Raw genomic sequence first — 13,628 nt, 5'->3', positions numbered from 1 at the left:
TCACGGTGACAGTAAACTTAGCAACTTAAAGACAACTCATGAGAGCAGTCTGGTGACAGCTCATGAAATCAGCAACAACATTATTCCAAAAAGAAAATAGTTCATATTTGCATTTGCTGTTCCTATTATAAAAAATATTGGTAAATGCCATAACCACCAAATAATAGAAGTAAAGATTGTTGCTATATGAAATCCAAATTTCTTTTCCAATTCAGGTTGTAAAATCATTCTCCATCCAACTTCTTCATTTCCACCACCAAATAACATCATTGGTAAAATTACTATAAGCATAAATATAGGAGCACCAAATTTAAATCCATTTATTGCACACCCCAAAACATAATAAATCAATACAAATAAAATTACTAAAATATAAGTCCAAATATTATGTTTTATATCAAATATCTTTTTTAACCATTCTTTTAAATTCTTAACTTTGTTATTTCTCTTTAGTGATATATAAGAGGCAATAGTTGGAGAGAATCCCCCGATAATGTGCATAATCCTTAAAAATATATTATTTATTGTCAAGTTAAATATTTGACTAATTAAAGCACAACCACCCCAAAATATTAGCATTATAACAAATGTTATTATTAAAAATTCTTTCACTAACTTTTTATTCATAAATACTCCTATCATCTCTACAAATTGGAATTTAACGCTTTCTTTGCTTATATATAACGGCAGCAAACCAACTGGCTATAATGAACATCAATATCCCTCGAACAATCTCCGCAACTAGCAATTCTTTGCCGTTCATCACTACGATTTTTGTTTCAAAATCAAAGAGAAAATGCACCAGAAATGCAGGAATAATATTGGACGATATTATAGTCATCTCCATTGCAAGCCAACCGAAAATAAAAGCATTCAGTACGGTTAAAATAATCTCAAATATATTGCTTCCAGTGAATGCTGTTGCGACATGTCCAATACCAAAAATAATGGTAGACAATAACACGATTCCTTCAGTCGAAAATTCTTTTTTTAAATATTGAGGTATTATCCCTCTGAAGTATATTTCCTCCGATATCCCTACAAATAGGTACAGAAATAAACTACCTATCACGTATCCAATTGATTTTATATAGAATCCTTTAATGGCTACTGGAACAAAAATAACAAGAAGAGGAATAAAAAATAACACTTTTTTGCAACCTTTTAAATCAAACGGTGCAAATCCAACTTCTCTCCATTGCCACTTACCACTAAAGACAAAAGCAGCAGGTGGAATTAAAGCTAATGCCATAAAAATTCCTTGCAAAAATAGCGTTGTAATAGTATCTAATGTTAAAATTACCGATATTGTCCCTGATGCAATTGGAAATAACAAAACCACAAAACACCATAATAGTGATTTATATATAGCTAAAACTTTATGTTTCATAATTGATTTCCTTTTCTATTGAGCCCTACAAATTCCAAGTTGTTACTCTATGTATTTATTTTTTCAAATTTTCCAAAGCAACAGGATTATTTGAAATGATCGCCCCGACAGTCCCACAGATTTCCAACTCAGGACAGTCGCCGCAAGTGGAAACGCCTTTGCTCAAAGCGCATTTACGGATTTCACACATATGCTCGCAAAATACTGTTTTTACTCCGTCCACACGGCAGCCCACGCAGTTAATATGTTCCGGCAGAATCGGTGCGTTATTTAACTCTGCCCATAATTTCGCTGTTTTCTCCCGCAATGTCTGATCGTCATTGACAGTCGCTATGTATGCATCGCATTTTTCGCAGTCCAGCCCGCAGTACCCAATCATATCTCTCATAGATTATTTTCCTCCCAGAGCGTTTCTTATATCCGCAGCAAACCGTGCCTGCTGCTTTTATATTTGAAGTCGCCACTTTCGCACTCTCCTTATATCAGTCGTATTTCTCAATATGTACAGTAGCGATCGCCGACTGATTCGGTTCTCCGGTGACAAGATCCTGCGGAGCGGGGATCAACATCATAAATCCGTTCTTTCCATATCTTAATTCATACCCTTGTGCGTAGGCTTCCTCCACAGAGATATGCTGCACCCGCCCGATCACCATAGCCGTAATCCCCGCACCGCTTAAATCCTGTATCTCTTTCAAGGTACATTCCATCGTGAGAAATGCTTCGCTGACCGTAGGTGCATGGATAGTCTTTGCATTGGAAACCGTAAAGCCTCCTGCCGAGAATTCGTCATCGTCCATTTCGTTGTAATGAATGGTGCTTACCAGCTTATCATAGGAACTTACAGGAAGGAAGTTGATGCAAAAGCATTTTTCCCTTTGGATATTGGCATAGGTGTGGGTATGCTGATACAAGTTGCCCAACACGGCGAAGAAAGCATTCTTATCCCCGTGGAAGCAGCTCCACGAATGAAAGCAGACATTCGGCTTTCCGTTTTCCTTCCAGGTCGTGACGGCAAACAAAACAGTGGGTATTCCCGCCGTCACTTCAAAATGGGAAAACAAGTCAAATTCCTCCGGATATGCCGGTTTGAAATACCTTGGTAAATCTTTTCCGATTTCGATCTTCATAGTGCACCTCCCGATTCAGTATGAACAAAGCATAGCGACTCAAAGCTGCAGACTAAAACTCATACCTTATTCCATGTGAAAGTAACAGACCATCAGTTAATTCTACACATAAAATCACAGTATTCTCATCCTCAAAATCGTTATGCCCATTGTCGATCCACTCAGAAAATACATTTTTCAATTTCCCGGCGATCCGACAATTTTCCTCTTTCCCGAAATATCCCAAATTGATACCCTTCCCATGTGCCGTAAACCATTCGCCAGCTATTGCAACAGCAGGGTTGTTTTCTATATGCTTCATTTTATTTGAAAGTGCATATGTAATAATATAAAATGCGCCATCCTCGTAATAAGCGTTTACATAGCGCACAGAAGGCACCTCATTTTCTACTGTCGCCAATGCAATAATGGTATCTTTTCCAAATCTTTCCGCCATTATTTTCTCAGCGTCTTCACTTAGTTTTTTCACAGGCTCGTCCTCCTTGCCCTGCCGACACCAGACTGTCAGGCTATTTTGGTATACATCAGGCATCTTTATCCCTAAAATATTCTCTTAATGCATCTTTTACTGCCCATTTCACAATATAATATAACCCTAATATTCCGGCAAAAACTGCTATTACTATAAGCGCTATCCATTCCATATCTTTTGTCCCCCATTTCTATTCCCAAGTCCTCTGCTCTTCTTTTATCTTTTGATATCTTCAAGATAGAATTTATCGCACTCCTGTCAGGATAAAGTTCATCAGCTGATCCACATCATCAAAATCATCATAATCTCCGTTTAAGCCCTCTCTATGATACACAACTCCGTTTTTCTCATTTCTCTCTAAGCAGTCCAAAAGCTTTTCTTCCCCATACTTTTTTGCAAATAAGGTAAATGAGTATGGTTTAATTTTGCTCAATAATCCTTGCCTGCAATTTTCTTCACACTTATAACAATGTGTCAGTCCTTTTGCTGTTGAACATTTTTTATTCTCACAGAAATCATTATCCGGACAGCCGTTTGAGCCACATCCATCGCAGTCGGCCTTTTCTGTGCATAGGCAGCACGCAAGACCACATCTGGCAATGCCTAATTCTCGTCTCATAGGATACCTCCAATCTCTCCAAGTTCTTGATCACAAGCGAAAAAATAAATAAGAATCCCCATGCCAACAGGAAGCATCTCCATCCCCGCTGAAGAAAGTAAAGGCAAGTATATTTCCGGCAATGATAAGTACAATTCCAAAAAAGAGCTGTCTTTTAAACGTCAGTTTTTCCATGCACACCGCCTCCTAAGATATCCGAAATTATCAGATTCTTTTTATCTATTGTAACTTAGATGGAATATTGTGTACAGTTAATTTTACATTTCATTTTGCTCCATTTTGCCATATGATCTTCCTCTCAACTCCCAGTGATCGTCCCGCCGTTCACATGGATCACCTGCCCGGTCACATAAGACGAATCTCCTGACGCAAGATATACATATGCCGGAGCCAGTTCGCATGGCTGGCCTGCACGGCGCATCGGCACGTCCTGACCGAACCTTGCCACCTTTTCCGCCGAAAAGGATGCCGGGATGAGCGGAGTCCAGATCGGTCCCGGAGCGACTGCGTTGACCCGGATATTCTTTTCCGCAAGCGACTTGGACAGCGCCCGGGTGAAGGATACGATCGCTCCTTTTGTCGCCGAATAGTCCAGAAGATCCGTTTCCCCCTGATAGGCGGTGACGGATGCCGTATTGATGATACTCTCGCACCCGACGCCGTGGTCCAGCACTGCTTTTACAAAATAGAACATTGAAAATACGTTCACTTCAAATGTCGTATAGAGCTGCTCTTCCGAAATATCCTGGATCCTCTGCTGCGGGAACTGTACGCCGGCATTATTGACAAGGATATTGATCTTCCCAAACTTCGACGCTGTCTCATGTACGATCTGCCTGCACACGCATTCCTGCCTGACGTCCCCGTGAAGGAGCAGACAGTTTCCGCCCATATTTTCTATATACTGCTTTGTCATTTCCGCATCGCTTCGCTCGTTCAGATAAGCAATGGCGACATCTGCCCCCTCTTTGACAAAAGCGACCGCTGCCGCCCTGCCGATCCCGCTGTCCCCGCCTGTGATCAGGGCAGTCTTGCCTCTGAGCTTCCCGCTCCCCCGGTAACACGGATCGTCAAATACCGGGAGCGGCTCCATCCATGATTCGATGCCCGGCTGACAGTCCTGATGCTGCGCCGGAAAACGCTTCGGAAAATATTTCTGGTCTATACATTGTTTCATATTTTTAATTTCCTGTATCACTCTTCTCTCACTTATACATTATTCAGAACGGCAAAAGGCGTGCCGGAAATCCATCCGGTCCGCCTTTTGTACATTCCTTGTTTACGTTATATGATTTACAGCATCTCCTTGTCAAATTCAGGATTAAAGTAATAATAATTTTTTTCATCCATCTTTTCTTTCGTCCGCTCCAGAGCCTCTCCGAATCTCTGGAAATGCACGATCTCTCTTGCCCTTAAGAACTTAAGAGGTTCCCGTATTTCCGGGTCCGGTATCATCCGCAGAAGATTATCATATACCGTACGAGCCTTCTGTTCCGCAGCCAGATCTTCCGTCAGGTCGGTCACAGCGTCTCCCTTTGACTGAAATTCCATCGCGGAAAACGGCAGTGAGGACGCCGCCTGCGGCCAGATCCCGGACGTATGGTCAATATAATAAGCGTCAAAGCCTGCTGCCTTCGCTTCCTCGACCGTCAGGTTTTTTGTCAGCTGGTATACCATGGCACAGATGATCTCCATATGCGCCAGCTCTTCTGTTCCGATATCAGTAAGAAGTCCGCCTACGGATTTAAGGGGCATGGTATAACGCTGGGAAAGGTACCGCATGGAAGCGGACAATTCCCCGTCCGGCCCGCCATATTGGCTGATGATAAGCTGCGCCGTCTTCGGACAGGTTTTTGTGATCCTCACAGGGTACTGAAGCCTTTTTTCATAGATCCACATCAGCAGCACACCCCTTCCCACGGAGCCGCGCCTTTCTGCCAGCAGTAGCACGATGAGGAAGGCTCCTTTTCATATATTTCCGCCATACAGTCCGGAGTCAGAGGATAAAACTGCTCCGCAAATTCGGACAGCGTCTGCTTTCTCTGTCTCACAGCATCCCTGAACACAGCCAGGGCGTCCTGGTCTTCGGGATGCGTATCCAGATACAGCCTCAGGTCATCCATCATAAAACTGACCTTTTGGACTTCCAGCATTTTATCGCGCCACCTTATTTCTTCCGGGCTCTTCAGGGAATCCTCCAGAGAAGACAGAGCCCCCGGAATCTGATCAGCTGCAAAAAACGGAAGATCCAGATCTTTAAAAATAGTTCCTGTTTTCAGCGCCGCATCCTGATCGTACAGTTCTCCCCAGCTCTGGACCGGGACGGATGCGATGGCTAAATGAGCATTCTGCGTTTGCACAAAAAACAACTCCCTTCTGAAACATGATCGGTTTCATGATTATTATCTGCCGAACCAATCTGAATGTTCCGAGGGAGTTTTTTCAAATTAGCAGCTGAACACGTTGAGCTGACGTCAGGGTGAGATCAGAGAATCTCTGTTATCTGCTGAATAAGCTCTGAGGAATCCTGCATACTGTAGCATCTGTCGTTTACAGATATGTCACCCGCATCCGAGACAATTACAGTGTTGACAAGCTCATTGTCCCTATATATGTAAATACAGATCATCCATTCTCCAAAATCTGATAAAGAACCGTCAGAGAATAAAGTGCCCGGCGTCCTGCGATAGGTATACTGCTGTAGAGAATCAATGATGCGCTGGGTCTGAATTTCCACCTCAGAACAGTCACCGCAAGTGGAAACGCCTTTGCTCAAAGCGCATTTACGGATTTCACACATATGCTCGCAAAATACTGTTTTTACTCCGTCCGCACGGCAGCCCACGCAGTTAATATGTTCCGGCAGAATAGGCGCGTTATTTAACTCTGCCCATAATTTCGCTATTTTCTCCCGCAATGTCTGATCGTCATTGACAGTCGCTATGTATGCATCGCATTTTTCGCAGTCCAGCCCGCAGTAACCAATCATATCTCTCATAGATTATTTTCCTCCCAGAGCGTTTCTCAAATCCGCAGCAAACTGTGCCTGCTGATTTTATATTTGAAGCCGCCATTTTCGCTCTCTCCTTATATCAGTCGTATTTCTCAATATGCACAGAAATCCTGTATCTCTTTCAAGGTACATCCCAGCGTGAGAAATGCATCTCCATCCCCGATAAAGAAAGTCATATGGTAAATCGAGTGTTCAGTCCGACGATGATACAAACTACTATTACCCGGAAGCTATCTGTAATAATCCTTAATGCCAATGCCGATCGTAGACCAATAGTCCGCTTTTCGTCTCTCCTCTTCAATGTCTCCTGCGTCCATTGGCTCCCCAGCCTCATCTGCTTCTTTTATCATTTCTTCAACATCTTTGGGAATAGAGGACCGGTATACTCCAACACTGATATTTAAAAATCCGTACGAGTATCCATCTTCACTGTCATCAATATCTCCACGGTTTTCTTCCCTAAGTATATTATACAAAGTATCAGCTTTGCTCTGGAAAGCAGGTACATCGTAGATGATCGGCTGCAGTTCCCCATCAATTGAACCCAGGAACTCAATAAATTCTACTTTTCCGTCATCATCAAAATCAAATCGTAATTCATTGTTAAAATAATATAGAGAATCATCCCGTGTACTATAAGGTTCTCCCAATAAGTTTTTTACATCTTCACATGAAGAATACAATGCAATCGTTATATCATCAAATTCTATTCCCACTAATGGGATAATCTTTATTTTTTGCATAATCACTGCCCGCCTGGTTTTACTGTTAACTTATAGCACAAACAAACCCAACCGCTCAATTTCTGCGTTGCTTCGGAACAAGACATATATTCCATACGACGGCTAAATGAACATTCTGGGTTTGATCAAAATGCTTTTTCCGTAATAATTTTTTCTGCATCGACATGCCGCATAAGATAGGCATCCATATCGTCGATTCCTTCTATTTCACGGTTTATTGTGATCCGTCTCCTATTGGTATAAATCCGGATTTTTTTTATTTCATCATATCCATAATCCTTCCTTGTCTTGCGGATAATCCGAGTAATTGCACTCACAGGGAACGTATCAGTTTTTCCGACTGTTGGAGTGACCGTGACAGAGCAGCCCTCCGCAGTGATCCGAAACCTGCATATCCTTAGTCCCCAGACGAGAAAGGGACTGGCAAACAACACAGATCCTGTACAAAATGCAAGATAAAATTCCAGGCTCACCACATCCAATGCAGCGATCAGCAGCGCAGAGAAAAACAGAGATAAAACTACAACTATCGGAAAAAGGAGCTCACTTTTGGAAAAATATACTTCTGTTTTCAATCCCAGCTCTGTCTCGAACATCACGTTGCGATCATCATCAAAAAACAGGATTCTGGTACCATTCTCTTTTCCATATCTGGTTGCCCGATAGATCAGATCCATCCGATCCTCATCCGTTACCATGCCTCTGTGCCGGATCCACTGGATCGGACTGGCATATGCATAAAATTCCCCAAAGCATGACTCCCCGACAAACCTTGCGATATTTCCATTTTCATCTTCGATCTGTATGTGTGATTTTGTTCCTGAAATCTTCACCTTACAGCGCCTCGGCATATATTTTTATATCTTTTTACAGATAAGACTTTTTTCGCTTCATATCTGTGATCAGCTCCGGATTTTCCTTTTTCATGTTCCCGATCAAAATCGGGAGGTTATCGAGGTCTTCCCGTATCTTGTTCAGCTCTGTTTCCGTTATTCCCACAAACTGGATGAATTCCACTTTTCCATGGACAGTGTCCAGCGTCTGCGCGGAAGTATCATTCACCGCGATAAGCGCTGTGATCAGAGAATCTGTTCCGATATGAAGCGGCGTTCCATTTCCCGGTACACACGTTCCGGCTTCAAAGAATCTTTCAGTCGTATAGGTATACCGGGCAAGATTTGACAACATGTCCAACGCCCAGAGGCAGTCCTCGGCTCTGCCTTCCTTCAGCTTTATGGTCATCTCATAACCCCACCGGCTGTACTCGCCTCCGAAAGCATCTTCGTCGGTATAAAGCTCACTCATCCCAAATGTAACAATGTGCTGATAGCCTTTTCCCGAATCATAGATCGAATAGCCGTCAAGATAATTATCTCCGCCAAATATGGCTCTTGCATGGATCTCCGTGCCATAATGAGACGGTTCTCTGCCTGGGTACAGCCGGTTAAATTCCTCTTCGACCGCATCCCAGCCGGGAGCCCAGTCATCTTCTGAATTCATTCTTGCTATATATTCCTCTCGTGTCATTTATATGGTCTCCTTGTATATACTTTTTTGAATCACTTATTATGAGATAGCTCTCCATAACATATCCAGGTGCGGGTATGAATTCAATTTTGAAACAAGGGCGAAGCAGCCGTTCAGCTTGAATATTTTTCTTCAAGCTCTTTCAAATAATCAAAGCACAGGTCGCCGTCACAACGATAGAAAAACGGGTCTTTGCGAATTGTATTGGAACTATTTATAATGAAGCTCTCAATTTCCTTTCCATTTTCATCAAAGAAACTTATACGAAAACTATAACCCATATATCCTATGGAGAGCGTATCTTTCTTCATTTTGGTGCTTTGTATATTTTCTGCAACATAACGTATTTCATCTCTATCGCTAAAATCAAAACTTTCACCTGTATTGCCATCAAAAACAGATATAGATTTTATATCGGACGGGTTAACTTTACTCAAAAAAGTAGTTGGCATAAAATACCATATGGTCAAAGCAGCTATTAAAACAAATACTATCGCAATTATTAAGCGGATCTTTTTATTTTTCACAGCAATCTTCCCTTGTAAAATTCCAATTTATCACTCTTACTTTTTTCATTATATCATCCGTTTACTTCACACCGCATCACCCAAAATAAAAAAACGCATTTATTTATGATATGGTTCTCCATAACATGTCCAAATGAGGTTATCTGCTCTTTAAAATCCTCCATTATTGTAAGCTCTTGTTATTACATAAGACGGTTCATAATATGCACTGCTATTGTAATTATCAATCGTATTACATATTTCATCATTGTATACCCGGATCATTCCATCGATATAATCTTCCGTTGGCTGTAATGTTGACAGAATCAGCCTTGTATACACTTTCCCCATCTGTGTTTCTGATGGGATTTCAGCTACCAGTTCTGAATCCACATCCATTATATCAAAATTCCCTTTTGCCAGCTTATATTCTTTAATCCATTCGTCTTCAATTTTCAGAGGATTCTCACAGTGAAGTACATTAGCCAGGCTGATCAGACGCACCCACTCCTCTTTCGGTATAGAATTAACAACATATTTGTTTTTCTGATGTAATTTTCTTGCTATGCGTTCTATCATATAACACAGAAAGTAAAGATCATTCTCGGTTATTTGCTCTTCCGGGAAAAATTTATTTGTCATAGCGAATAACTCCCTTCAAATTTGATAGTCTGCAATGCTTTCACTGTGCAGAATACAATCTGATGTGTCGGATACTTAAACTTAACCAGTTCCCAGAAAGCCGCTTTTGAAATTCGTTCGGCCATATAGTCCTCAACATAATCCCAGATTGTATCATCTGCCATTGGTCCCTCGACAATGTCATAATCGTGTTTTAAACCGAGTCGACAGTTTACAATAAACTGCAGCCACTCCTCTGTCATCTCACTAAACTTTTTAATATTCAGGCTCTTATCGGGTGAATATTCATAAAGATTTACAATATGCCTTCTGCGTTTTGTCAAAGCCCAGCGTTTTGCCTGTTTTTCTAAAATTGTACAGTAAAAACCGTAGCCAAAATCTTTGTAAAAACCATTTTCCAAGATCTGCGGTTCTTGAACTATTACATTGCTTCCATGATATAAAATCATATGCTTTTTACTCCTTCAAATTGGGATTTGTTATTCTATACGAACATTGACTGGTCTCACTGTAAGTTCTCCAATCCCTTCAACCCTGTACCATTTTCCCCGTTCAAGTTTAATTGTTTCTCCCACTCCAGAAGTAATATAACCTATCACATAAGTTTCCCCGCTTTCGATATCCGTAAATACGACATCGGTATCAGCAGTACTGGTAATTTTTACGCTTCCGCTAACAGGCTGAATCTCTTCACTTTTCACTCTCTCGCTGCCTGAAAGGGTGAAAGTGTGTATCTTAACATAGCTGTTATAACTTATACCGGTTATAAGAATGGCAAGCGGAATTGCACCTCCCAACGCTCGTTTCAGCCGTTTGTTATCCATAAATTACCCCTCCGAAAAATTTCAAGCTGTCATGCTGTTTTGTCTATTATAACACCCTAAATATTTCCCTGTCATTCTATTTTTGCTCATACAAAAAAGAGAGCGGAACATCATCTGCCCACTCTCTTACATATCTCCCTTACTTGTGATACGGTTCTCCATTCATGATCCGATACCCCCGGTACACCTGCTCCAGCAGCACCACCCGCATCAACTGATGGGGAAATGTCATTTTCGAAAAGCTGAGTGCAAAGTCCGACCGTTTCAGCACCTCTTTCCCCAGCCCGATCGAACCTCCGATCACAAATGCGATACTGCTCTTCCCCTGCACGCCCAGCGTTTCGATCTTATCTGCAAACTCCTCAGAAGTAAGCATCTTCCCGCCGATCTCCAAAGTGATCACATACATATCGTCCCGTATATATTTCAGGATCCGCTCGCCTTCTTTTGTCCGGATAGCCTCCTCCACTGCTTCGCTCGCCTGATCCGGTGTCTTCTCATCCGCCACCTCCATGATCTCCAGTTTACAGTAGCGGCTCAGCCTTTTACTGTATTCTGTGACAGCGTCTTTTAAATATTTCTCTTTTATCTTTCCTACTGCGATTACTGTTAATTTCATTTTTCCCTCTTTAGTCTCGTACTATCCGGCATATTTCCCGCCTTCCTTACTCTCTCCGGCCGGAAACGCTTTCTAACTGATATACATACAGCTCGTGCAGGGCTCTTGTGGCACAGATATATTCCGCCTGCGCTGACAGAGGGTTCTCCTCCCGTCCGCGCACCGCGAATACCTGGTCAAATTCCAGTCCCTTCGCCAGATAAAATGTAGTCACAGTCAGACCTTTCCGAAAGGCAGAGCTGTCCCGGTCCACATAGGACACTTCTATCCCTCTGTTTTGCAAAAGGCGGCTGATGTCAAACGCTTCTTCCTCAGTCATCGTAATGACTGCTGCTGTCTCAAATCCTTCGGCTCCCACATTCAGATTTTTCTCTATCGCAGAAAGCAGTTCCTCCTCTGAGGCAAACAGCTTTTCCTCGACTTCCTTCCCATGCCGCTCCAGAAGCTCTATATCCGTGATCCCGCTGATCTTCCCCGCATAAGAAGCGATCTCCCATGTATTGCGGTAGCTTTTGTTCATCACTACAGTGCGGATGCCTCTGCCGAATATCTTCGGCAGGAATTTCAGTACATCCTGCTGTTCTTTGTCAAGCGTCTGCGCCCTGTCCCCCAGGATCGTCATCCGGCAGTCAAAAAGCCTCTGCAGGATCACATACTGAAGATAGGAGTAGTCCTGCATTTCATCGATCACAAGATGCTTGATATTCTTATGCGCACTGTCCCCTGTCAGCCTGTATTTCAGGTACAGCATAGGGAACACATCCTCATATGGGATCTTCCTTCTCTCAAACGGAGTATCTGACAGCGGCTCCTGACCGCAGAACTCCATGAGCCGATTATAAAGTGTATAAATGTCTTTGGTCACGTACATCCGGTCAAACTTTTTCTGCAGGAGCTCACGGTCCTCTTCTTCAATGTCCCTTCCTCTCAGAGTCTCGTATGAATCGACAAAATACTCCATCACCGCATCCATCCGCTTCAGGATCGGAGTGTCATAAAATTTGTCATAAAACAGATGGATCAGCTCTTCCTCAGACAGCCTCATCCCCCGGAACTCAATATCCCTGAACTCCATCAGGCTGTCCTCTTCCACCGCGAGGAAACCTTCCACTTCCCCCACAAACTCCGCCGACTGTTTCCAATGGAATCTCTCGTCCGCAGCAGGATCCGGAAAACGCATCATCCTCTCCAGATGGTCATATCTGTCTTCACAGTCAGCCGCCGTATCTTTCAGCTCCCGGTATGCGAAAAGGTCAAAGCTCATCTCCCTGATATTTTCCTCTCCCAGCTCCGGAAGGATATGTGAAATATAATCTGCAAACACACTGTTCGGCGACAGGATGAGGATATTCGATGAGCGCAGGTTTTTCCTGTCATGGTACAAAAGATACGCGATCCTGTGGAGCGCGATCGAAGTCTTCCCGCTCCCGGCCGCGCCCTGGATGACCAGGATCCGGTCCTTTGTATTCCTGATGATCTCATTCTGTTCCTTCTGGATCGTGCGGACGATGCTTTTCAGCTGAGCGTCCCCGCTGCTCCCCAGCTCCTGCTTTAAGATCTCGTCATCAATCTTCACATCGCTCTCAAACCCATAGACCATCCTGCCGTTCCGGATCTTATACTGCCACTTGGCCGCAATTTCTCCGCTTATCGTCCCGGACGGGGCTTCATACGATGCCGGCCCCTTGTCATAATCATAAAACAATCCGCTCACAGGCGCGCGCCAGTCATAGATCAGAGGCGTCATGCCTGCTCTCTCCGCGAAATTTCCGATTCCGATATAAAAAGGCTCCGCCTCATCCTCCCCCTCAAACTGAAAGTCAACCCTGCCGAAGAACGGCGAATCCAGCATCTTTTCAAACCGTCTCTTTAATTTTGCCTTTTCCTCATTCGAATTCACCTGATGAAGGAGCGCCTGCTGATTGTCATAGTCCTCATATCCGTACTGGTCCATCTCCGTATAGTTTTCCCAGTAATATTCATGCATATTTTCAATCTCTTTTTGTCCCTCATCCAGCTCTTTATTGAGCTGATCAAGTCTGTGCTTCAGCTTTTTTTCTATATCTTCAAGAAAAAGAGTCCCGTCATAACATCTGCTGTTTACTGCCATTTCTCTTCTCTCCAGTCTGTTCCAAATTTACTT

General features: G+C 42.9%; 19 protein-coding genes and 1 pseudogene. All 20 read right to left on the bottom strand.

Annotated features, from left to right (window positions below; translation table 11 throughout):
- Positions 1-60: 60 nt before the first annotated feature.
- The 20 genes and pseudogenes from B5G27_RS12005 to B5G27_RS11915 all read right to left on the bottom strand — a co-directional run bounded on the left by B5G27_RS12005 (position 61) and on the right by B5G27_RS11915 (position 13,595).
- Positions 61-627 (bottom strand): CPBP family intramembrane glutamic endopeptidase, encoded by a 567-nt coding sequence (locus B5G27_RS12005; RefSeq protein WP_162611244.1) that lies wholly within the window; start codon positions 625-627, stop codon positions 61-63.
- 31 nt (positions 628-658) lie between these two features.
- Positions 659-1,390, bottom strand: a complete 732-nt coding sequence (locus tag B5G27_RS12000) for a CPBP family intramembrane glutamic endopeptidase (protein ID WP_087179091.1) — start codon at positions 1,388-1,390, stop codon at positions 659-661.
- Between the two features lie 55 nt (positions 1,391-1,445).
- Positions 1,446-1,778, bottom strand: a complete 333-nt coding sequence (locus tag B5G27_RS11995) for a DUF3795 domain-containing protein (protein ID WP_087179090.1) — start codon at positions 1,776-1,778, stop codon at positions 1,446-1,448.
- Between the two features lie 94 nt (positions 1,779-1,872).
- A complete protein-coding gene (locus B5G27_RS11990; RefSeq protein ID WP_087179089.1) occupies positions 1,873-2,520 on the bottom strand; it encodes a flavin reductase family protein in 648 nt (215 codons plus the stop codon).
- 52 nt (positions 2,521-2,572) lie between these two features.
- Positions 2,573-2,989, bottom strand: a complete 417-nt coding sequence (locus tag B5G27_RS11985) for a pyridoxamine 5'-phosphate oxidase family protein (RefSeq protein WP_087179111.1) — start codon at positions 2,987-2,989, stop codon at positions 2,573-2,575.
- Positions 2,990-3,236: 247 nt separating this feature from the next.
- Positions 3,237-3,611 (bottom strand): hypothetical protein, encoded by a 375-nt coding sequence (locus B5G27_RS11980; protein ID WP_087179088.1) that lies wholly within the window; start codon positions 3,609-3,611, stop codon positions 3,237-3,239.
- A 30-nt stretch (positions 3,612-3,641) separates the two neighbouring features.
- A complete protein-coding gene (locus B5G27_RS16060; protein WP_162611243.1) occupies positions 3,642-3,785 on the bottom strand; it encodes a hypothetical protein in 144 nt (47 codons plus the stop codon).
- Between the two features lie 124 nt (positions 3,786-3,909).
- The gene (locus B5G27_RS11975) at positions 3,910-4,788 is read right to left on the bottom strand and encodes an SDR family oxidoreductase (protein WP_087179087.1); all 879 of its coding nucleotides are present in this window, start codon (positions 4,786-4,788) and stop codon (positions 3,910-3,912) included.
- 116 nt (positions 4,789-4,904) lie between these two features.
- Positions 4,905-5,510, bottom strand: a complete 606-nt coding sequence (locus tag B5G27_RS11970) for a manganese catalase family protein (RefSeq protein ID WP_087179110.1) — start codon at positions 5,508-5,510, stop codon at positions 4,905-4,907.
- On the bottom strand, positions 5,510-5,971 hold the full coding sequence (locus tag B5G27_RS11965; protein ID WP_162611242.1) for a spore coat protein CotJB: 462 nt from the start codon (positions 5,969-5,971) through the stop codon (positions 5,510-5,512). Before B5G27_RS11965 ends, B5G27_RS11970 begins: the two co-directional genes overlap by 1 nt.
- Before the next feature lie 371 nt (positions 5,972-6,342).
- Positions 6,343-6,609: pseudogene (locus tag B5G27_RS16940) on the bottom strand (DUF3795 domain-containing protein); the annotation flags it as partial.
- A 245-nt stretch (positions 6,610-6,854) separates the two neighbouring features.
- A complete protein-coding gene (locus tag B5G27_RS11955) occupies positions 6,855-7,367 on the bottom strand; it encodes a hypothetical protein (protein WP_087179085.1) in 513 nt (170 codons plus the stop codon).
- 125 nt (positions 7,368-7,492) lie between these two features.
- A complete protein-coding gene (locus B5G27_RS11950) occupies positions 7,493-8,200 on the bottom strand; it encodes a hypothetical protein (RefSeq protein ID WP_143449711.1) in 708 nt (235 codons plus the stop codon).
- Between the two features lie 34 nt (positions 8,201-8,234).
- Positions 8,235-8,894 (bottom strand): suppressor of fused domain protein, encoded by a 660-nt coding sequence (locus B5G27_RS11945; protein WP_087179083.1) that lies wholly within the window; start codon positions 8,892-8,894, stop codon positions 8,235-8,237.
- 113 nt (positions 8,895-9,007) lie between these two features.
- Positions 9,008-9,421, bottom strand: coding sequence for a hypothetical protein (locus tag B5G27_RS11940; RefSeq protein ID WP_087179082.1), 414 nt, complete (start codon positions 9,419-9,421; stop codon positions 9,008-9,010).
- A gap of 150 nt (positions 9,422-9,571) precedes the next feature.
- Positions 9,572-10,042, bottom strand: a complete 471-nt coding sequence (locus B5G27_RS11935) for a hypothetical protein (RefSeq protein WP_087179081.1) — start codon at positions 10,040-10,042, stop codon at positions 9,572-9,574.
- Positions 10,039-10,491: a DUF3990 domain-containing protein gene (locus B5G27_RS11930; RefSeq protein WP_087179080.1), complete on the bottom strand. Its 453-nt coding sequence runs from the start codon at positions 10,489-10,491 to the stop codon at positions 10,039-10,041. Before B5G27_RS11930 ends, B5G27_RS11935 begins: the two co-directional genes overlap by 4 nt.
- Positions 10,492-10,521: 30 nt before the next feature.
- A complete protein-coding gene (locus tag B5G27_RS11925) occupies positions 10,522-10,866 on the bottom strand; it encodes a hypothetical protein (RefSeq protein ID WP_087179079.1) in 345 nt (114 codons plus the stop codon).
- A gap of 139 nt (positions 10,867-11,005) precedes the next feature.
- Positions 11,006-11,485 (bottom strand): 23S rRNA (pseudouridine(1915)-N(3))-methyltransferase RlmH, encoded by a 480-nt coding sequence (gene rlmH, locus B5G27_RS11920; RefSeq protein WP_087179078.1) that lies wholly within the window; start codon positions 11,483-11,485, stop codon positions 11,006-11,008.
- Positions 11,486-11,531: 46 nt separating this feature from the next.
- The gene (locus B5G27_RS11915) at positions 11,532-13,595 is read right to left on the bottom strand and encodes a HelD family protein (RefSeq protein ID WP_087179077.1); all 2,064 of its coding nucleotides are present in this window, start codon (positions 13,593-13,595) and stop codon (positions 11,532-11,534) included.
- Positions 13,596-13,628: the final 33 nt, after the last annotated feature.

The sequence above is a fragment of the Lachnoclostridium sp. An76 genome (assembly GCF_002161355.1).
In the GTDB taxonomy this organism is placed as follows: domain Bacteria; phylum Bacillota; class Clostridia; order Lachnospirales; family Lachnospiraceae; genus Mediterraneibacter; species Mediterraneibacter caccavium.
This window is presented reverse-complemented; position numbering and strand designations above follow the sequence as displayed.